This is a genomic window from Acidisoma cellulosilyticum (assembly GCF_020621385.1).
GTDB lineage: Bacteria > Pseudomonadota > Alphaproteobacteria > Acetobacterales > Acetobacteraceae > Acidisoma > Acidisoma cellulosilyticum.
Genome location: NZ_JAESVA010000004.1, coordinates 283,764 through 303,008, shown reverse-complemented (window position 1 = coordinate 303,008; position 19,245 = coordinate 283,764). Strand labels below are relative to the sequence as shown.

18 protein-coding genes are annotated in these 19,245 nt (G+C 61.9%); 2 read left to right on the top strand and 16 right to left on the bottom strand.

Annotated elements, in window-relative coordinates; translation table 11 throughout:
- Window positions 1-6: 6 nt before the first annotated feature.
- The 16 genes from ACELLULO517_RS13685 to ACELLULO517_RS13610 all read right to left on the bottom strand — a co-directional run bounded on the left by ACELLULO517_RS13685 (window position 7) and on the right by ACELLULO517_RS13610 (window position 15,000).
- Window positions 7-1,011 carry a CobW family GTP-binding protein gene (locus ACELLULO517_RS13685; protein WP_227307961.1) on the bottom strand — a complete coding sequence of 335 codons (1,005 nt, stop codon included), beginning with the start codon at window positions 1,009-1,011 and terminating at the stop codon, window positions 7-9.
- Entirely contained in the window at window positions 1,008-1,328 is a 321-nt protein-coding gene (locus ACELLULO517_RS13680) for a hypothetical protein (RefSeq protein ID WP_227307960.1), read from the bottom strand. The genes ACELLULO517_RS13685 and ACELLULO517_RS13680 overlap by 4 nt, the downstream gene beginning before the upstream one ends.
- Before the next feature lie 5 nt (window positions 1,329-1,333).
- Window positions 1,334-2,215, bottom strand: a complete 882-nt coding sequence (locus tag ACELLULO517_RS13675) for a polysaccharide deacetylase family protein (protein ID WP_227307959.1) — start codon at window positions 2,213-2,215, stop codon at window positions 1,334-1,336.
- A gap of 64 nt (window positions 2,216-2,279) precedes the next feature.
- Complete coding sequence (locus tag ACELLULO517_RS13670; RefSeq protein WP_227307958.1) at window positions 2,280-3,035, bottom strand: SDR family NAD(P)-dependent oxidoreductase; 756 nt, start codon at window positions 3,033-3,035, stop codon at window positions 2,280-2,282.
- A 67-nt stretch (window positions 3,036-3,102) separates the two neighbouring features.
- The gene (locus tag ACELLULO517_RS13665; RefSeq protein ID WP_227307957.1) at window positions 3,103-3,576 is read right to left on the bottom strand and encodes a nuclear transport factor 2 family protein; all 474 of its coding nucleotides are present in this window, start codon (window positions 3,574-3,576) and stop codon (window positions 3,103-3,105) included.
- A 43-nt stretch (window positions 3,577-3,619) separates the two neighbouring features.
- On the bottom strand, window positions 3,620-4,561 hold the full coding sequence (locus ACELLULO517_RS13660) for a cyclase family protein (RefSeq protein WP_227307956.1): 942 nt from the start codon (window positions 4,559-4,561) through the stop codon (window positions 3,620-3,622).
- Between the two features lie 50 nt (window positions 4,562-4,611).
- A complete protein-coding gene (locus ACELLULO517_RS13655) occupies window positions 4,612-4,797 on the bottom strand; it encodes a hypothetical protein (protein WP_227307955.1) in 186 nt (61 codons plus the stop codon).
- Between the two features lie 12 nt (window positions 4,798-4,809).
- Window positions 4,810-6,534, bottom strand: coding sequence for a hydantoinase B/oxoprolinase family protein (locus ACELLULO517_RS13650; protein WP_227307954.1), 1,725 nt, complete (start codon window positions 6,532-6,534; stop codon window positions 4,810-4,812).
- Window positions 6,531-8,576, bottom strand: a complete 2,046-nt coding sequence (locus ACELLULO517_RS13645) for a hydantoinase/oxoprolinase family protein (protein ID WP_227307953.1) — start codon at window positions 8,574-8,576, stop codon at window positions 6,531-6,533. The genes ACELLULO517_RS13650 and ACELLULO517_RS13645 overlap by 4 nt, the downstream gene beginning before the upstream one ends.
- Window positions 8,573-9,487, bottom strand: a complete 915-nt coding sequence (locus ACELLULO517_RS13640) for an aminotransferase class IV (RefSeq protein WP_227307952.1) — start codon at window positions 9,485-9,487, stop codon at window positions 8,573-8,575. The genes ACELLULO517_RS13645 and ACELLULO517_RS13640 overlap by 4 nt, the downstream gene beginning before the upstream one ends.
- 2 nt (window positions 9,488-9,489) lie before the next feature.
- On the bottom strand, window positions 9,490-10,551 hold the full coding sequence (locus ACELLULO517_RS13635; protein ID WP_227307951.1) for a branched-chain amino acid ABC transporter permease: 1,062 nt from the start codon (window positions 10,549-10,551) through the stop codon (window positions 9,490-9,492).
- Window positions 10,552-10,560: 9 nt separating this feature from the next.
- Window positions 10,561-11,475 (bottom strand): branched-chain amino acid ABC transporter permease, encoded by a 915-nt coding sequence (locus tag ACELLULO517_RS13630; RefSeq protein ID WP_227307950.1) that lies wholly within the window; start codon window positions 11,473-11,475, stop codon window positions 10,561-10,563.
- The gene (locus tag ACELLULO517_RS13625; RefSeq protein ID WP_227307949.1) at window positions 11,472-12,233 is read right to left on the bottom strand and encodes an ABC transporter ATP-binding protein; all 762 of its coding nucleotides are present in this window, start codon (window positions 12,231-12,233) and stop codon (window positions 11,472-11,474) included. Before ACELLULO517_RS13625 ends, ACELLULO517_RS13630 begins: the two co-directional genes overlap by 4 nt.
- The gene (locus ACELLULO517_RS13620; protein WP_227307948.1) at window positions 12,230-13,006 is read right to left on the bottom strand and encodes an ABC transporter ATP-binding protein; all 777 of its coding nucleotides are present in this window, start codon (window positions 13,004-13,006) and stop codon (window positions 12,230-12,232) included. The genes ACELLULO517_RS13625 and ACELLULO517_RS13620 overlap by 4 nt, the downstream gene beginning before the upstream one ends.
- Before the next feature lie 14 nt (window positions 13,007-13,020).
- Entirely contained in the window at window positions 13,021-14,241 is a 1,221-nt protein-coding gene (locus ACELLULO517_RS13615; RefSeq protein WP_227307947.1) for an ABC transporter substrate-binding protein, read from the bottom strand.
- Window positions 14,242-14,286: 45 nt separating this feature from the next.
- Window positions 14,287-15,000, bottom strand: coding sequence for a GntR family transcriptional regulator (locus ACELLULO517_RS13610; RefSeq protein WP_227307946.1), 714 nt, complete (start codon window positions 14,998-15,000; stop codon window positions 14,287-14,289).
- A gap of 222 nt (window positions 15,001-15,222) precedes the next feature.
- Here ACELLULO517_RS13610 and ACELLULO517_RS13605 point away from each other — a divergent pair, with 222 nt between their 5' ends.
- Together ACELLULO517_RS13605 and ACELLULO517_RS13600 are read left to right on the top strand one after the other, a co-directional pair.
- On the top strand, window positions 15,223-17,253 hold the full coding sequence (locus ACELLULO517_RS13605; RefSeq protein WP_227307945.1) for a hydantoinase/oxoprolinase family protein: 2,031 nt from the start codon (window positions 15,223-15,225) through the stop codon (window positions 17,251-17,253).
- Window positions 17,253-19,211 (top strand): hydantoinase B/oxoprolinase family protein, encoded by a 1,959-nt coding sequence (locus ACELLULO517_RS13600; protein WP_227307944.1) that lies wholly within the window; start codon window positions 17,253-17,255, stop codon window positions 19,209-19,211. Before ACELLULO517_RS13605 ends, ACELLULO517_RS13600 begins: the two co-directional genes overlap by 1 nt.
- Window positions 19,212-19,245 lie beyond the last annotated feature (34 nt).

Genomic DNA, 19,245 nt, shown 5'->3' with positions numbered 1-19,245 from the left:
CCTCCGTCACGCATAGGCGGGAACAAGACCGAGAAAGGCGAGACAGGACCGCTCGACCAGATCGCGGGGCAGATCGCGCAGAATAAAGACCAACCGAGAACGATGATCCTCGTCCGGCCAGGCATCCAGATGCAAAGGCTTATGCATGACATGCTGCACGCCGTTGATGACCACGGGATAATCGCTGCCCGCGATATCCAGCAGACCCTTGACCCGCAAAACCCGCTCGCCATGGGCATGGAGCAGCATGGTCAGCCAGATGCCGAGCGTCACCCAGTCGATCGGCCTATCAAAGACCATGCAGAAACTCTGCACCCCGGCGTCATGCGCCGCAACCGCCTGGAAGCGTGCGCTTGGCCGCGTCCAGGCGCTGGCCTCGGCGCTGAGTGCGGCCGATGTCTGCGGCTCGGCCAGCAGATCAGCGACATCGAGATCGGGGGCCATGGCGCGGTCGATCGCGGCACCGGGATTGATCAGGCGCAGCTGCGCCATCGCCGCTGCGATCGTGCCGGCATCCGCGATATCGGTCTTGGTCAGCACGATGCGGTCGGCGACCGCAATCTGGCTGGCGAATTCCGGCTGCTGCCGGGATTGCAAGCCAGCGTTCACCGCATCCACCGTCGTGATGACACGCCCGATCCGGACGTGATGGCGTAGCGACGGCTCGGCCGCGATGGTCGAGAGGATCGGCACCGGGTCAGCCAGGCCCGTGCTTTCGACGATCACGCGGGAAAAACCGGGAATCTCGCCCCGAGCGCGGCGTGACAGCAGGTCCTTCAACGCCGCGCCCAGATCGTCCCGCACGGTGCAACAGACGCAGCCGTTGCGCAGCAAAACCGTCTCGCCATCGATATGCCGCAGCAGATGATGGTCGAGCCCGATTTCTCCCAATTCATTGACCAGCACGGCGCTGTCACCGAGCGCCGGCGCGCCGAGCATGCGCTGCAGCAGCGTCGTCTTGCCGCTGCCGAGAAATCCGCTGATGAGATGAAGCGGCAGGCGCTCGGTCATCGTCGCACCTCAGCTTCCAGGCGCGCGATGAGTTTGGGGTCCAAAGGGTCGCAGGGCTTGCCGCAAAGCCTGGCGGCGGCAGGCCAAAGATGCGCCGTATTATCGACGATCTCGGATCGGCCCGTGCGGGTTGCGATGACATAGGCATGCGCCTGCCAATCCGCCGCCGTCAGGCCGAAGGGCGACAAAACGCGGTTGAGGCCGCGCACGCGCTCCTGCCGTTCCCGTCGTCGGGCGGGCGTGTCCGGCAAGGACGGGGCCGGCACGCCTTCAGACCAATGCGGCGCATTGCCCACGATACCGCAAAGGCCGCACATCGGCCTCAGCCCTGGCGCGGAAAGCGCTTGGCGAAATCATCCGCCATCTCGTTCATCGTGACGAAGCGGACGCCGTCATGACCCTTCATGTAGTCGAACAACCGTTCCAGCATCAGCAGAACCTGCGGCCGCCCCGATACATCCGGATGAATGGTAATCGGGAAGACCGCATAATCCATCTCGCGATAGACCCAATCGAACTGATCCCGCCACATCTGTTCGATATCGCGCGGATTGACGAAGCCGTGGCTATTGGGCGCCTTTTTGATGAACATCATCGGCGGCAGATCATCCAGATACCAATTCGCGGGAATCTCGATCAGCCCTGTCTCAGTCCCGCGCGCCAGCGGCTTCATCCAGCTTTCCGGCTGCGCCGAATAATCGATCCTGGTCCAGCTATCGCCCACACGCACGTAATAGGGCGTGAAATCATTATGCATCAGGCTGTGGTCGTATTTGATGCCGCGCTCGACCAGCAATTCATTCGTCACCGGGCTGAATTCCCACCAGGGCGCCACATAGCCGGTGGGCGGCTTGCCGGCGAGTGTGGTGACGAGCTCGATGCATTTATCGAGAATGGCCTCTTCCTGCTCGCGGGTCATCGCAATCGGATTCTCATGGCTATAGCCATGAATGCCGATCTCATGCCCCGCATCGGCGACGGCTTGCATCTGGGTCGGGAAGGTTTCGATCGAATGGCCCGGAATGAACCAGGTCGTCTTGATGCCCATGCGCTCGAACATCTTCAGCAGGCGCGGGCTACCTACCTCACCGGCAAAAAGCCCGCGGCTGATATCGTCCGGACTATCCTCACCGCCATAGGAACCGAGCCAACCGGCGACGGCATCGACGTCGATGCCGAAACCGCAGAGAATTTCCTTCGCCATGCTTTGTGCTTTCCTGAACCCTGTTATTGGTTAATGGCCCTTGCCGGGCATTGGCTTGTTGAGATCAGTAGCGACCGACCAGCAGGCCGCCGTCAACCGCGATCACTTGGCCGGTCATATAGCGGGCAGCCTCGGAAGCCAGGAACAGGATGACATCGGCGATGTCTTCGGGCTCACCCAATCGGCCCATAGGGATAAAGGCAGGCGCCTGCTCGGCCCCTGAAGGTCCGAGCGAATGTTCCTCGGACAGCAACTGGGCCGTGCGGATATAGCCGGGCGCGACGCCATTGACGCGAATGCCCTGCGACGCCAATTCCACCGCCATGGCGCGCACAAGGCCGACGACGCCGGCTTTGGCGGCTGAGTAATGGACATGCTCATCCCATCCATAGGCGATGCCCATGATGGAGGAGAGTGCGACCATTACACCGGACTGGCGCGCGCGCATGCCTGGGGCCGCGCGCCGGAACACGCGCATGACGCCCTTCAGGTCGATATCGAGCGTATTGTCCCAAAGCGCATCCGTCATTTTGTCCAGCGGCACGCGATGGGCGATGCCGGCATTGGCAATAACTGTGTCGACACCGCCGTAGCGGGTTTCCGCCTCGGTGAAGACGGCATCGACGGCCTCCGAACTTTTGACGTCGAGCAGGTGAAAGCTCGCACTTCCGCCTGCCGCGACAATCTCCGCCGCAACCGCCTCGCCTTCCGCGACCAGCACATCGGTGACCATGACATGGGCACCGATCTGGCCGAAGGCTTTGGCGGTTGCGCGGCCAATGCCAATGCCGGCGCCCGTAATCAATACAGTCCTGCTCACAGCCTTGCGTCTCCGGAATGCGGACCGGGCGTCTGCCCGGCTGAGATTGTTTTTGGCCCGCCGAGGACTAGGAAACGGCGATGCCGGCCCAGCCGTCGGCTAGCGGTGCGAAGAAATTCACATGCAGCTTCAGGGATTTGACCAGCCATTTGCCATCCTGCCTGACATAGACATCCTCATAGGCGGAAAGCAAAATTTTCGAAACCAGCTTGCCGTCTTCATTGACGGTCGCCGGCTCCCACAGCCGCCATTTGCCCTCGGCGGTATCATCGTCAATGAAGCTGATCACCGGGTTCATGACCAGATGCGCGGCAAAGACCAGGGAGTTGGAAACACCCGCGAAAAAGTCATGGATCGCCTGCCGGCCTTCATGCTTACCGAAAGGGCCGCCATCCCAAACCGCGTCCTCGGTGAACAAGGCCGAGAGACCGACCGGCTCATATCCACGGTCGCAGAGATCGCAATAGACCGCCTTCAGCGTGCGAATCTCTTCCAGAGATTCCAGACGCGCGACGCGCTGTTCAAGAGAGAGCTCTGCCATCCTAAGCCACCTTCTTCACATCCTGGACAAAATTTGGGCCGGTTCAATGCGCCAGCGGCATCGCCACCGGCCGCATCGGTGCGCCGGTCGCCCCCCGCAGCTTTATGCATGCGCCGAAAAAGGCGAATTCCCAGACCTGCTCGCTGACAAGCTCGTCGAGATAGGCCATCTCAAGGATCGGCACACCGGCCTCGGCAAGCAGATAGGTATGGACCGGAAAGAAATTAAGCTCATGCGCGCTCGGCGTCTGCTCAAGCGTCAAATTGTCGGCGCCGATCATGATCGCACCGTGCTTGGCCAGAAATTCCGCGCCTTCGCGATTGAGACCGGGCGTATTGGCAACGAAGGCCATGCTCGGCCAAAGCTTCATCTGTCCGGTATGGATCAGAACGACGTCGCCGGGCAGGAGTTTGACATCTTGTTTGGCGAGGCAGGCTTTGAGGTCAGCCTCGCCGATCGCATGGCTTGGCGGCAATGTCGCGACACCATGCAGTCCCGCGACATCAAGCAATATGCCGCGCGCGAAGATCGGCGGATGCTTCTCCGCCCCGCATTTGTCCCAGGCGCGGCTGCCGAGATGCGTCTCGGCACTGAACTCGTTAAAAATCTGGCCATTATAGCCGAAATGATTAAAGGTATCGATATGCGTGCCGCAATGCGTGTACATCGATATGCTGTCGCCGGAATAGCTGATGAGCTGGTTGGCTTCCAGCGTGACGCCCATGCTGTTATCGACGATTTCGCCTGCCGGCGTATGCGTCATCCAGATCTGATAAGGCTGATCCCCGGCCCCGAACCAGCCCGGCATGCCCACGAAATGATCCACCGAGAGGTCGAAAACTTTCGAGGGATCGGCGCGGCTCATGATCGCGGAACGTGATTTTCCGTCGATGAGATTGAGCATACCGATTTCGTCGCCCTTGCCGTAAGGGCTTTTCGTGACCTGATGAAACTGGGCGTTATAGGCGATGATCTTCTCCTTCATCGCCTCGTCAACATAGCATGCGACGCACATCCGAACCGCCCTCCCTTGGCCTAGCTGAGCGGCAGCACGGGATGCTGCTCGCCCGCCTGGCGTTTTTCATCCCAAGCGATGCACCATTCCGAACAGAACAGCGCCTTGCGCGATGCCGTCTGTAAACCGGAACCGTAGATCAGCAGGCCGCAATTATCGCATTTGACATAACGCTCGACATAATAGCCGTCCGGCGAAATGCGCATGAGCAGAACTCCCTATTCGGCCGCGAGTGTGAAGCCGTATAGCGCGACCGCTTGCTCGACCGAGACAAAGCCTTCCGCGATATCCTCGGCCACACTGGCGCGGTCGCGTTCTTCCGGCGGCCCCCAACCGCCACCGGCCGGCGAGGTGATGCGAATACGATCGCCCGGACGGATCGGCACATTGGCAAATTTACTCGGCGACGGCTTGTTGAAGGCCTGCGTGATGGTCAGCCAATCCGCGCTGCCGGTCCGCATCATCAATAGCTCGGCCATCGCCCCGGACAGGCCGCCATGCAATCCCCAAGGCGCCAGCTTCTGCCGGTCGCTCATATAGGAAAAGGTCATCTCGGTATCGAGCGAGCGCACCGTTTTGCTGAGCGCGAGGCCCCCGCGGAATGTGCCGGCACCGCCGGAATCATTGACCAGCTTGAATTCCTCGACATGCCAGGGATAGCGGTATTCGAAGACTTCAACCGGCGTATGGGGGCAATTGCCGTTGATACCGCCCACCGCATCATTGCCGTCAGCAAAACTGCGGCCACCCCAGCCGACCGGGGTCAGGTCATAGCAGCAGAAGAATTCATCCGTTTCCTTGTCGCGGCCCCCGAACAGGAAGTTGCTGTGACTGGCGCCATCCGTCGCCGCCGACCTTGCCTTGACCGCAGGTGCCAGCGCACCCATCACGCAATTGGCGATCCGGCAATGCGTCTCGGTATTGCCGCCCACCGAAGGGCCGGGAAAGTTGACATTGACCACGCTGCCCGGCGGCGCCAGCACCCGGATAGGGCGAAAGCAGCCCGAATTCTTCGGGATCGTGGAATCCGTCAGCTGCAGCACGGCATTGTAGGACGCACCCCAGGCGACGCCGAGCGTCGCGTTGATCGGTCCCTTTGCCTGCGGATCGCTACCGGTATAATCCACGATCAACTCATCGCCCTGCACGAAGACCGTGGCCTTGATGCGATAGGCTTTGTCCTCGATGCCGTCATCTTCCATATAGTCTTCGAAACTGTATTTCCCGTCGGGAATCTTCGCGATCTCGGCGCGCATGCGGCGTTCCGAATAGGCCATCAGCTCGCGAACATTGTCGAGGAAACTGGCCTTGCCGTGTTTGCGCACCAAAGCCGCAAGCCGCTTTTCACCCAGATCGGTGGCCGCGATCAGCGCCCGGAAATCCCCGTAATTGTAGCGCGGCGTGCGCACATTCGCGAGCAGCAGGCGCCAGATATCCGGCACGTCCTCGCCCTGCCTGATCAGCTTCACGGGCGGCACGCGCAGCCCTTCGTGAAACACCTCCGTCGCTTCGCCGGCAAACCCGGCCGGTGCCATGCCGCCGACTTCGCAGACATGACCGATGGACACGGCGAAGCCGATGACCTCGTCATCGACGAAAACCGGCTTGAAGAACGTATGTTCCGGCGTATGCAGCCCACCGCGATAGGGGTCGTTATGGACCAGAACGTCGCCCGGCTGCAGCGTATCGATCGGAATTTCCTGCACGCAGGACCGCAGCAGCAGCGGCATGCCGCCGATCATCGAGGGGCAGAAATCGCCGGTCGCGATCAGCTCACCGCTCGGCAAGGCAAGGCCGCAGGTGAAATCGAGCGATTCGCTGAAAATAGTGGAATAGGATGTGCGCATCAGCGTCACCCCCATATCCCGGCAGATCGAGACCAGGATGCCGCTGATGATATTCAGCGTCACCATATCGATCGGTGGCTTGCGAGACTCTGTCATGCGACTTCCCCGGACGATGGCAGGGTGACGATATGAAGATTGCCCCAGTCGTCGACGTTCAGATCATGACCGGGCGAGACGACGGTGACGGAGGCCTCCTCCTCCACCAAGGCAGGGCCGGACAGGACATGGCCGGCGCGCAACGCGGCGCGGTCATAGACCGGCGTCTCCACCCAGGCGGCATCGAACCAGACCGGACGGCTGCGCAAAGGCTCGGCCGAAGCCTCCGCCTTCGCGATGCGGGGCAGATCAACCTCGGCTGTCGCCGCAATACCGGTGACGATGAAGGTCACGATTTCCAGAGCATCGCCGAGACGAAAGCCGAAACGGGCGAGATGCTGCAGATGATAGGCTTCCCACAAAGCAGTTTGCTCATCCGGCCCGAAACTCGGGCTGGCGAGCGGCACCTCCAACTCATAATTCTGTCCGGCATAGCGCATTTCCAAGCTGCGGCGGATGACGACGCCCTCGCTATGGCCTTGTGCAGCCAGTTCGCTGCGGCATTCCGCTTCAAGTTCCGCGATGACTTTCTCGGCCCGCGACTGGTCGAAGATCCGCGATGACAACTGCACCGTGCGATGACGATCGACCCGCGCGTCGGCCAGAATAAAGCCGAAGGCCGAGAACTGGCCGGGGAAGTTCGGTACCAGACCGCGCGGAATGGCGGCCTCCTCCATCAATTCGCAGACATGCAAGGGTCCGGCCCCGCCAAATGGCATGAGGGTGAAGTCCCGCGGGTCCAAGCCTTGCTCGGTCAAAGCCGTGTGCAAGGCGCCGACCATGGTATTATTGGCGATGCGGATGATCGACAGGGCCGTCTGTTCCAGGCCGAGCCCGATCTGATCGGCAACCCGCGCGACCGCCGCCCGCGCCGCTTCGGTATCGAGCGCCATAGCGCCACCAAGGAAATTATCGGCAGCGATGCGGCCCAGAACGACATTGGCGTCGGTCACGGTCGGCTCCGTCCCGCCGCGGCCGTAGCAGGCCGGGCCAGGACGGGCGCCCGCACTTTGCGGCCCGACCGTCAGCATGCCGCCCGCATCGACGCGGGCGAGCGATCCGCCACCCGCGCCGATGGTGCGGATGTCGATCATCGGGATCTGCACGGGCCTGCCCCATTCGATCTCGAAATCGGTCGTGAACCGCTCCTCGCCGCCGACGATGGTCGAGACGTCGGTCGAGGTGCCGCCCATATCGAGGGTCACGACATTGCCGATGCCCACCAGTCCGGCGATACGCTTGCCGGCGATGACACCGCCGGTCGGGCCGGAGACTGCCATCTGGATCGGCGCGCCGGCCGCGGCATCCAGCGTCATCTCGCCGCCGTTGGATCGCATCACCACGATCGGCGCTGTCACCCCGGCGCCGTCCAGCCGCGCGCGCAACGAGCCGAGTTGCTTGCGCACCACGGGTTTGACGAAAGCATCGCATAGCGTGGTCGAGGACCGAAAATGTTCCTTCCACTTCGGCAGCACATCATAGGAAATAGAGACCGGGATCTCCGGCAGTTCCTCGGCCAGAATCTCACGCACCCGCCGTTCATGCGCTGGCTCGATATAGGAATGCATGAACATCACGGCGACCGCCTCAACCTCGCCCTCCGCCCGCATCTGGCGCGCGAGCGCTCGGACGCTGTCCTCATCAAGCGCTTGCATGACCTGACCATCGGCACCGATCCGCTCCGCGATCTCATAGGCATGCCGCCGCTTCAGGAACGGCTTCGGCTTGACCCAGGCAAGATCGTAATGGTGACGGCGATTGCCCCGGCCGATGAAGGGAATATCGCGAAAGCCCGCGGTCGTGATGTAGCCGACGACGGCCCCCTTCCCCTCCAGCAAGGCATTCGTCGCGACCGTGGTGCCCAGCCGAATGCCGGAAAGCCCGCGCTCGGCCGCCGCACCGCTTTCAAGACCGGTCAGAATGCCTTCCGTGGGGTCGGCCGGCGTGGAGAGGTTTTTCCAAGCCGTCAATTGGCCCGTTTCACGGTCATAGGAGACGAAATCCGTGAATGTTCCGCCGACATCGATCCCGACGCTGATCATGACAAGGCAACCTCCGCATAGGTGACCGGGGTCGCGTGCCAGCCTTCCGCCCGCCGTTCCCAGAAGCGGGCACGGAGCCGCGCGGAAATCGGCCCCGGCCGGTCGTTATTCATGATACGTCCATCGAGGCGAGACGCCGGCATGATGCCGCCCGCCGTGGTCGCCAGAAAGACCTCGTCGCTGTCCTGAAGCTCGGCGAGCGGCAGCGGGCGTACCTCGCAAGGCAGGCCCAGATCGGCGCAGAGTTCGAGCACGGAACGGCGGGTAATGCCTTCAAGGCCGCCACGATCCGGCGTTATCACCACGCCATCGCGCACCGCGAAAACATTGAAGCCCGGTCCCTCAGTCACCAGCCCGGCGGTATCGAGCAGGACCGCGTTGTCCGCCCCCGCGTCATGGGCTTCGAACAAAGCGCGTGTCAGATCACCCCAATGGAAATTCTTGACGCGAGGATCGATCGATTCCTCGGGAATACGCGGCGTCTTGGCGACGATGAGATGCGCGCCGCGCGCCTGCACGTCGGGCGACACCACCCAGACCCAGGGAATGGCATAGGCGGTCAACCGGTTCCTGCAATTCGCCGGATGCGGCTTCATGCCCGGCTTCGGGCGGCCGCGCAGACAATCCATCGCGACATAGGCCTCGCGCAGGCCGGACAGACGCACGACCTGCATCAGGATCTCACGAAGCTCGGCATCCGTCTCCTGCGGGTGCAGCCTGAGCGCGGTCATCGATGCCCGAAAGCGGGCGATATGGTCATCGAGGCGGAAGAAAGCGCCGTCCCAGACGCCCACGACGTCATAGGTCACGTCCGAACGCCGATAGCCCCAGTCAAGGATCGGCACGCTCGCCTCACCCACGGGCATATAGCGCCCGTCAACATAGGCCGCGCCGTCGCTATAATCTGGCATCGTCATTCTCCCGTCGCAGGGGCGGTATTGCTGACCACCACGCCGGCGCGCGATTGCAGCCAAGGCAGGCGAAACTCGCGGCCGCGGGTCAGCCCGCTCGGCCGGAAGATCATGATGAGCGCGAGCACAAGGCCAAGGCCGATCTCCTGACTGCCGGGCGGCAGCGACAGCGTCGCCTTGCCCAGAGCAATCCCACCCTCCAGCGCACGCAGTACTTCCACCACGATCGTCACCACCACCACACCGACGACGGCGCCGGTCAGGCTGCCAAGGCCGCCCACGACAAGCATGGAGAGCGTGATGAAGGACAGGCTGAGATAGAAGCTATCCGCCGTCAGCACGCCCAGGAAATGGGCCCAGAGCGCCCCGCCGACGCCCACGACGCCGGCACTCAAGACAAAAGCGGCCAGGCGAACGCGAAAGACATTGATGGCGGATGCCTTGGCCGCCACTTCATCTTCGCGCGTCGCGCGCAGCATCAAACCGAAGCGGGAGGATTTGAAGGCATAGGCGAGCAGAATGGCGCCGGCCGCGAAGGCAAAGGCAACCCACGGCCCGACCACGGTCGGAATGCCGATGATCGAGCTGGTGCCGCCGGTGACGCTATCCCAATTGGAATAGACGCTGTTGACGATCATCAGAAAGGCGAAGGTCGCGATCGATGCGGCGATACCGGAGAGACGCATGATCGCCGCACCCAGCACGATCGCCACGACCGCCGCCAGGACCGCGCCACCGATGACGGCATAGGGGAAAGGATATTGGCCGTTCTGCAGAAAATCCGGCAACCCGGTCAGCATGATGCTTTTCCAGTTCGGGTCGACCGTCGCCCAAGCCGCCGCATAACCGCCGATGCACATGAAACCGACATGACCGAAGGAGATGACGCCGGAATTGCCGACGAAAATCCACATGCCGACGACGACGACCATGCGGATCAGCATCTCGGTCAGGGAGGTCTGCACCTGGTCGCCGCCCAACACGCCCAGAAAGGTGATGACGGCAACGCCCAGGATCAGAAGCAGCGGCGTGATCAGGCCGCGCAAGGCCGTGCGAATGAACATGGATTGCCTCTACACGCGCTCTACGATGGACCGCGAGGGAATGAGACCCGCAGGCCGGACCAGCAGAACGATGATGACGAAAGTAAAGGTGAAGGCATCGCGGAAGACGCGCAGATCCGGCGGCAGATAGGCCTGCAGCATCGTCGTCACGATACCGACGAGAAATCCGCCCACGACGGCGCCGGGCAGGCTGCCCATGCCGCCGACGACGACCGCGACGAAGGCGAACAAGGCCAAGGGCACGCCCATGACATTGCTCAGCGCCCCCGTCTGCGCCAGGAACAGAAGCGAGACCGCGGCGGCCAGGATGCCACTCACGGCGAAGGCGAGGCCGATCACGAAATTGCCGCGCACGCCGAGATATTGCGCCATGCGGAAATCCTCGGCGGCGGCGCGCATCTGAATGCCCCACCGCGAGCGCTTCAGAAACAGCGACAGGCCGACCATCAGCACGATCGTCGTCGCGATCGTCACCAATTGCAGAACCGGCTCACGCAAGCCGTAGAAATTGATCTGCGTCGTCAAAGCCGACCATAGGTTCACGGCCTTGGGGCGCGCACCATAGATCATCAGCACGCCGTTCTGGATCATATAGCTGACGGCGAAGGACGCGATCATCAGCGTTGGCGCCGAACTGCGCCGCAGCGGACGGAACACCAATATATCGGTCGCCATGGCAACGATGATGACGATGACGCATACCATGGGAATAAGCGCTTCCCAGTGCCAGGACCCGATCACCATCGTCGCGGTGACACTGGCGGAGGGCAGAATCAGCGAATAGGCCCCGATCGTGATGAAATCGCCGTGGGCGAAATTCACCAGGCGCAGAATGCCGAACAGCAGGCCGATGCCGAGGGCGACCAAGGCGTAAAGACTGCCCAGGCTCAGCGCATCAATCAAATTCTGTAGAAAATTGATCATGCCTTTGCCCCCTCCACGACGTTCGCGTTGGCTCCCGTTCCCTTGAAGCCGAAATAGGCCGCCTTGATCGCCTCGCCGTCACGCAGCGCCTCAGCCGTGCCGTGCAGCTGGATCGTGCCATTGCGGATGACATAGATGCGATCGGCGAAGCGCAGAATGCGATGGGAGCTTTGCTCGTTGATGAGCAGGGTGAGCCCTTCGCGCTCGCGCAATTCCAGCAGAATTTCATAGACCGCGTCGACGATGAGCGGGGCCAGACCGAGCGAGGGCTCATCGACCATCACCAGGCGCGGATTGGTCATCAAAGCACGACCGATCGACAGCATCTGCTGTTCGCCACCCGACAGACGGCCGGCGGGCGAGGTCCAGCGTTCCTTCAAACGGGGGAAATAACCGGCGACACGCTCAAGCGCTGCGGCACTCTCGCGGGCATTGCCGCGCAGAAAGCCACCGACGCGCAAATTCTCCTCGACGGTCAAGGTGCCGAAGACATGCCGTCCTTCCGGCACCAGGGAGAGGCCAAGGCGCGCGATCTGCTCCGGCTTGCGGGCCGGCAGCTCCTGCCCGTTGAGCCGGATTGACCCTGCAACGCGCGGCACACCGCCGGCGATAGCCGCCATGGCGGTGGATTTGCCGGCACCGTTGGGGCCGATCAGGCAAACGACCTCGCCTTTATGGACTTCCAGCGACAGACCGCGCAGCGCGACCAGCCGCCCGTAGCGCACCTCGACATCGGAGAGTTCGAGCATCGCGCTCATGATTCCATCCCCAGATAGGCTGCCATGACCGCAGGGTTTTCCTGAATCTCGGCCGGCGTCCCCTCGGCCAGACTGCGTCCGCCGTCGAGCACATGGATGCGGTCGCAAACACCCATGATCACGCGCATATTGTGTTCGATCAGCAGGACCCCGCAATTGAAACGGTCAGGGATCGTCGCAACCCATTCGATGAGATCCTCGCATTCGGCGTCGGACATGCCCGCCGCCGGCTCATCCAGAAGAATGAAGGCGGGGCTCAGGATCAGCGCGCGGGCAATGCCCACCCTGCGCTCGTCGGTATAGGCCAAGGTTCCGGCGATCCGATTGGCCTGCGGTGCCAGGCCCACCCAATCGAGCAGGGCCATGGCACGCAGCTGAGCGGCACGGCGGGTCAGGCCAAGCCCCACCGCCGCCACTTCCACATTCTCCAATACGGTCATCTCCTTGAACAGACGACCGGCTTGGAAGGTGCGTGCGACCCCTTGCTTGCGAAACTTATCCGGAGACCAGCCGGATGTCGCATCGCCGCCCAATAGAACACGCCCCGATGTCGGAGCCTGGAAACCGGTGAGGCAATTGACCAGGGTCGTCTTGCCTGCACCATTCGGGCCGATCAGCCCGAAGATGTCACCACGCCGGACGGTCAGGCTGACCTTGGAAATCGCCGCCAGCCCGCCGAATTGAACAACCACATTCTCTGCCGTCAGCTCCGCCGCCTGGGGCTGCGCAAGCAGCCCCGGTCGGTCGGTCAGAAGGCTTTCCTCCGTCTGCATCGACGATCCTCGCGTCAGGAGGCTTTCTTCAAGCGATAAAGAACGGCGACCGGGATCGGCTCCTTGATGCGCCACTGCATAACCGGCGTCTGCTTGCCATCGGCGATATCGACAATGGTCAGCGGAATATTCGTCTGGATATGCATTTTCGGCGTGAAGCTGCGCGGCCCGAGTGCCGTCGGCTCATTGGTATATTTTTGCATGATGGCAACAACCGGCTTCGCATCCGTCGTGCCCGCCGCCGTCACCGCCTTTGCCCAGAGTTGCAGCCAGGCATAGATCGGATAGGCATATTGCGTGGTCGGCGGCTTGCCGTATTTCGCCGCATATTCGTTCGTCAAAGCCTGAACCGACGTCATCGGGTCGCCGGAGACGACGGCCTGCACGGGCACGTAGAAATCCTTAAGCCCCGGAACCGCACTGATCCAATAGGTGCCGTCCATGGACGAGCCGTTCAGGATCGGAATGGTGATGCCGCCGTCGCGAAGCTGGCGGACAGCGCTGGAACCGCCCGGCTGATAAGTGCAAAGCATCAGCACATCGACCTTATGATCGCGCACGGCATTGGCGATGCGCGTCACCTGCGAGCTGATCGAGGGATCGTCATTCTTGAAGGTATCGCTATCAACAATCGTGCCGCCTTCCTTCGGGAAGGCCCAATTGAACCCGGCGCAGGTCGATTTGTCGTATTCGATCGCCGTGTCGTCCAGAACATAGGCGTTGTGATAGCCCATCTTCTCATAGCCCCATTCGGCCATGGTCGCCCCTTCAAGCTGGGCGGCCTTTTCGGCGCTGAACGAATAGGGGCCGACGCCGATCACACCCGCCTTGGGATCTGAAGCGCCCAGAAACACGGAAATCTTACCGGCCTTCTGCGCCTGCAAAGCCGCCGGCGCACCATAATCATAATCGGCCGTCGCAAAGACCAGTTGCGCGCCCTCCTGCAGGACCTTCAGGCCCGCGCGGGCACCTTCAACACGATCGCTTTTGGTATCCGCATACACCGCCTTAATCTGCCGGCCAAGCAGGCCGCCCTTGGCATTGGTCTGATCAATCCAAAGCTGCGCCATCTTGGTGGCTTCGCCGTCATAGGCGTTCATGCCGCCGGATAGCGCGACCGCAAAACCGACCACAATATCGTTATCGGCAGCCTGCGCCGGCATCGCCGCTGCGGCCAGCACTCCGGCTGACGCAACACCCGCGAGCGCACCGATGATTTTAGTTCGAATCCTCACGCCAATCCTCCTGTTATTTAACACGGGGAAGCCGGTGACACCGGCTCACTTGGTCGTGGTGGATAATGCAATGGACATGCCAGGATCAGGAAAGCCCGCGGCGCCTTCCGTCTGGCCCAGATAATTCTTCATGATCGCGCCGCCGCCGATCACAATATCGTCACGCAAGGCCTGGCGAGCCGCCGCAGGCTCGCGACGACGGATCGCCTCCACGGCGGCATAATGAAAATCGATCATCAAAGGCGAGGCCATCGCATAGTTTTCGGAAATCCATGGCCCCAGGCTGAGCCAAAGCCGCCTGAGAATCTCAGCATGGACGGGCATCTGCGCGATGCGCACAATTTCGAAATGAAACCGCTGATTAAGCTCGGTCGTCAGCCGTTTATTCCCTGCACGAAGCGCGCGCGCATTCTCGCGCACCAGCTTGTCCAGCCGTTTCAGATCCGCCTCCGTCGCGCGCTCCGCCGCGGCCGCCGCCGCGCGACCTTCAAGCTCGACGCGGATTTCGCGAACCTCCAAATATTCATCCATGCCGACGGTTCGCACGCGGATGTCCCGCGGGCTGCGCAAATAAAGCGCGCGATCCTGGACAAGACGCAGCAAAGCGTCGCGCACCGGCGTCACGCTGGTACCCATTTCAATCGCGATATCACGAATTTTGAGGCGCTCACCGGGCCGCAGCACACCTTGCACCAATCTATCGGATAGCTGCCGATAGATGTCTTCCCCAAGGCTTTCGCTGAATGTCTCGTCGCTCATAGCCATATTTTATTACGCCGACGAGAAGGACCGCACAAGCACGACAAGCGGCTCTCTCGCGGTTCTGATGATGCATCTAGTGCGCAAAATATATGCATGACCCCATTCACTTGCCCGCAAGTACGCCAAGACTATTCGACTCAAGTCTTCCACACTCCGGACTTGACCTGATGCGAGGCAATTGCCCATGATGCATCCTATTATGGGAATGGAATTGCCGTGATGGGAAGTCTACGCGTCGCGATAGATATCGGTGGAACCTTCACGGATGTTTGCGTTCTGGACGAAAGCACCGGCGTTCTACGGGTCGCAAAAACACCATCGACGCCTGATCCGATCGACGGGTTCATGACCGGTCTCGCCCGCGCGGATGTCGCGCTGCCGGACGTGACTTTGCTGTCGCATGGTACGACGGTCGCGACGAATGCGCTCATCACGCGTCGCCTGCCGCGCATCGCTATGGTCTGTACGCGCGGCTTCCGCGATGTCATCGAAATTCGTCGTGCCAATAAGGAAGATCTCTGGGACGCCTATAAGGATGTCGCGCGTCCCTATGTGCCGCGCCGCGATCGCTTGCCTGTCACCGAACGGGTGGACGCGGCGGGCGTCATCGTGACGCCGCTGGACGAAGCGGAAGCCATTGACCTGGCCCGCATCCTGGGACGCAGAGGCGTATCGGCGGTTGCCGTCTGCTTCATGAATGCTTTCGTCAATGGCGCGAACGAACGCGCGATGCGGGATATCCTGCAGCGCGAACTGCCTGGAATACCAGTTTCCATTTCTTCCGAGGTTCTGCCGGAAATCTTCGAGCATGAACGGTTCTCGACAACTGTCGTCAATGCCGTTCTCAGCCCTGTCGTCGGCCGTTATGTACAAAGCCTCAGCGAAAGACTGGCGGAAGGCGGCTATACATCCGATCTGCTGCTGCTGCACAGCGGCGGCGGCGTCATGACACCCGCGACCGTCAAAGATTACGCGGGCCGGTTGGCCGGATCCGGTATCGCCGCAGGGGCGATCGCCAGCCGTCACATCGCGGGGCTTTGCGGCTTCCCGAATTCCATCGGCCTCGATATGGGCGGGACAAGTTGTGATGTCTCCTTGGCCTACGAAGGCCAGTCACGCGTCACCAAGGATTGGGGTATCGAATTCGGCTATCCGATCCGTTTCCCCAGCATCGAGGTGCTGACGATCGGTGCCGGCGGCGGGTCCCTTGCCCGTATCGAAGATGGCGCGCTCAAGAACGGGCCGCAATCGGCCGGTGCGCGGCCTGGCCCCGCCTGTTACGGCGGCGGCAATACGGTGCCGACCAATACCGACGCCAATATCGTTCTGGGGCGTCTGGGCGCCGGTCTCGCCGGCGGCAGCGTGAAGCTTGACGTCGCTCTCGCCGAAAAGGCGGTCCGAGACGGCGTCGCCGATAAGCTTGGCGTTTCCGTCCCGGAAGCCGCTGACGCGATCATTCACGTCGCCAATGCCAATATGGCCGATGCCGTCCGGCTCATTTCCATCAGCCGCGGCTATGATCCGCGAGATTTCGCGCTGGTCGCCTTCGGCGGCGCCGGTGCCCTGCATGGCGCGGCCCTGGCACAGGAACTCTCGATCCCCGTGGTGATCGTGCCACCCAATCCCGGCATAACCTCGGCCCTCGGCTGCCTGCTCGTCGACCTGCAGCATGACCTCGCCGAAAGTTACATGGTGCCGGCGGCGGACGCGGACCCGGCTGCCTTGCAGGCGCGCTTCATCGCCTTGGAACAGACCGCCGCCGAGCGACTGCTTCACGAAGGCGTGGCAGCGACCGATATGCTCATGCAGCGCAGCGTGGACATGATGTATCAAGGCCAGTGGCGGTCTCTCGCCGTCTCGGTCGGCGCCGAGATCGCCAGCATCGCGGATCTGGTACAGTCCTTCCACGAACAGCATGAGCGCGAGTACAATTTCCGGCGCAATGATGCGCCAGTGACGCTATTCCGCCTCAATCTGAAAGCCATCGGCATCGTGCCCAAGGTGGAGCTGAAAAGTTCCGAGCCTGACGGCAGCATACCGCAGCCGGTCAGTCGGCGGCCGGTTTATTTCGGCGGCGACAAGCCTTATGACACGCCGGTCTATTGGCGGCCTGACCTTCCGGCCGGGGCCGAACTGCTCGGCCCGGCCATTATCGATCAGCTTGATTCGACGACAGTGGTACCGCCGGGCGCGACCATGACGGTCGATCGCTGGAGCAATATCATCATGCGCCTTGGGGGGCAGGTTTGATGACCGAGATGCAAAGCGGCCCGACGCTGGACCCCGTCACCTTCGAAGTGTTGAAGAACTCCTTCATCACGGCAGTCGATCAGATGGCGGAGCAGATGATCCGCACCTGCTATTCCTTCGTCATCTATAACCGCGACTTCTCCAATGCTTTGAACGATGCGAACGGCGATTCGATCGCGCAGGGCAATGGCGATATCGCCGTGCATGTCGGAACCTTGCATTGGACCTGCAAGGACGTCATCCGTTTCTTCGGCGACGACATCCATCCCGGCGACGTCTTCGCCATCAATGATCCTTACGCCGGTGGCACGCATTTCCCTGATGTGCGCCTCATCCGGCCGATCTTCGCGGATGGCAAGCCCATCGCATTCGCACAATCCAACGGGCATTGGTCCGATGTCGGCGGCAGCGTGCCTGGCTCCTTCGATGTCCGGGCGACGGATATGTTCCGCGAGGGTCTGCGCATCACGCCCGTCCGGCTTTGGGATAAGGGTGTCTTCCGCCGTGACGTTGCGCATATGATCGCCAGCAATACACGCGACCCAGCCTCGATCATCGGTGACATGCAGTCCCAGGCCGAAGCGACGCGGGCTTGCGAGAGGGAAATTCTCCGCCTCGTCGACAAATACGGGCGCGAGACCGTCCAGGCCGGCTTTGCGGATGTGCAATCATTCGTGGAACGCGTGCTGCGCCAGCGCCTGTCCGCACTTCCCGATGGCACATGGGAGACGCAGGATTTCATCGATCAGGACCCCTCGACGGGCGAAGGCATGATCCCCATCAAGGTCAAGCTGACCATCGCCGGTGATCGTGTCATCTACGATCTGACGGGAAGCCATCCCTGCATCGGCACCTTGTATAATTCGGCCTTCGGCGCGACCTTCTCAGCCGTCGTCGCCGGCATGAAGACATTTTTCCCCGATCTGCCGCTCAATTCGGGCTTCTATCGACCCATTGAAGTCATCGCGCCGGAAGATACGGTGGTCAATGCCCGTTGGCCGGTGGCCGTCACCGGATTTCTCGTGCCGTTTGAAAAGATCATGGGCGCGATCTATGAAATCTGGTCGACCATCATGCCGGAACGGGCCATCGCCGGCGTGTTCAATAATGAATATCTGCTGACGGGCGGGCGGGATACCCGCACACCTGAAAAACCCATTTTCATGTTTTACGACTGGCTGCCGGGCGGCTGGGGCGGCCGCAACGGCAAGGACGGTTGCAACGTCACCACATCCTCCTTCGGTTGTGGCATGATGTCTCAACCTGTCGAGGGCCAGGAACGGACCAGTCCGATGCTGACGACCGAGTTCGAGATTCTGACGGATAGCCCCGGCCCAGGACAATGGCGCGGCGGCGCGGGGGTGCGGAAAAGCGCGCTGTTGCGAGAGGCCGAAGGCACCGTCATCTCCTATATCTGCGACCGCGAGCGTGCAGTCGTTTGGGGCATAGCGGGCGGATTGCCGTCGATCCCGCACGGTTTGACGCTGACCCGTGCCGATCAGGAGCCGGAATGGCTCGGCGCCGTCTTCTCCGATGTCAAAATCAATTCGGGGGACCTGTTCAGCCGCCCGACGGCGGGCGGCGGCGGCTTCGGTGATCCCTTGCTACGCGACCCGCTTCTGGTGCGCGAGGATGTGGCGGACGGTTATGTCTCCGTCGCCCGCGCCGCCAAGGACTACGGTGTCGTGATCCGCATCATCGACGAAGAACTGGCCGAGTATGAGGTGGATGAAGCAGCAACCGAGGCTGAGCGCGCTTTGATCCGCGCGGAGCGCCCGTCCCGCTTGGACGCCGATCCCGAGCAGGTCGCGGCACGCTTCCGCGCCGGCGAAATCGATGTCATGGACGTGGTGCGCCACTATGCCGTGCTGCTCGATTGGCAGACCGGCGAAGTGCTGCCGAAATCGACGGCGCAACATCGGGAGATGATGAAGAAGCGCTCAGCCGCCTTCTGGTGAGCCAATCAACGGCCCGGCTTGTCTATTGCCGGGC

Coding starts and splice junctions, on each gene's coding strand:
- ACELLULO517_RS13630 (WP_227307950.1), bottom strand. CDS start 11,475: ATGATCAATTTTCTACAGAATTTGATTGATGCGCTGAGCCTGGGCAGT.
- ACELLULO517_RS13675 (WP_227307959.1), bottom strand. CDS start 2,215: ATGGCGAAGGAAATTCTCTGCGGTTTCGGCATCGACGTCGATGCCGTC.
- ACELLULO517_RS13640 (WP_227307952.1), bottom strand. CDS start 9,487: ATGCCAGATTATAGCGACGGCGCGGCCTATGTTGACGGGCGCTATATG.
- ACELLULO517_RS13620 (WP_227307948.1), bottom strand. CDS start 13,006: ATGCAGACGGAGGAAAGCCTTCTGACCGACCGACCGGGGCTGCTTGCG.
- ACELLULO517_RS13635 (WP_227307951.1), bottom strand. CDS start 10,551: ATGTTCATTCGCACGGCCTTGCGCGGCCTGATCACGCCGCTGCTTCTG.
- ACELLULO517_RS13680 (WP_227307960.1), bottom strand. CDS start 1,328: ATGTGCGGCCTTTGCGGTATCGTGGGCAATGCGCCGCATTGGTCTGAA.
- ACELLULO517_RS13600 (WP_227307944.1), top strand. CDS start 17,253: ATGACCGAGATGCAAAGCGGCCCGACGCTGGACCCCGTCACCTTCGAA.
- ACELLULO517_RS13610 (WP_227307946.1), bottom strand. CDS start 15,000: ATGAGCGACGAGACATTCAGCGAAAGCCTTGGGGAAGACATCTATCGG.
- ACELLULO517_RS13650 (WP_227307954.1), bottom strand. CDS start 6,534: ATGACAGAGTCTCGCAAGCCACCGATCGATATGGTGACGCTGAATATC.
- ACELLULO517_RS13605 (WP_227307945.1), top strand. CDS start 15,223: ATGGGAAGTCTACGCGTCGCGATAGATATCGGTGGAACCTTCACGGAT.
- ACELLULO517_RS13645 (WP_227307953.1), bottom strand. CDS start 8,576: ATGATCAGCGTCGGGATCGATGTCGGCGGAACATTCACGGATTTCGTC.
- ACELLULO517_RS13655 (WP_227307955.1), bottom strand. CDS start 4,797: ATGCGCATTTCGCCGGACGGCTATTATGTCGAGCGTTATGTCAAATGC.
- ACELLULO517_RS13625 (WP_227307949.1), bottom strand. CDS start 12,233: ATGAGCGCGATGCTCGAACTCTCCGATGTCGAGGTGCGCTACGGGCGG.
- ACELLULO517_RS13685 (WP_227307961.1), bottom strand. CDS start 1,011: ATGACCGAGCGCCTGCCGCTTCATCTCATCAGCGGATTTCTCGGCAGC.
- ACELLULO517_RS13665 (WP_227307957.1), bottom strand. CDS start 3,576: ATGGCAGAGCTCTCTCTTGAACAGCGCGTCGCGCGTCTGGAATCTCTG.
- ACELLULO517_RS13660 (WP_227307956.1), bottom strand. CDS start 4,561: ATGAAGGAGAAGATCATCGCCTATAACGCCCAGTTTCATCAGGTCACG.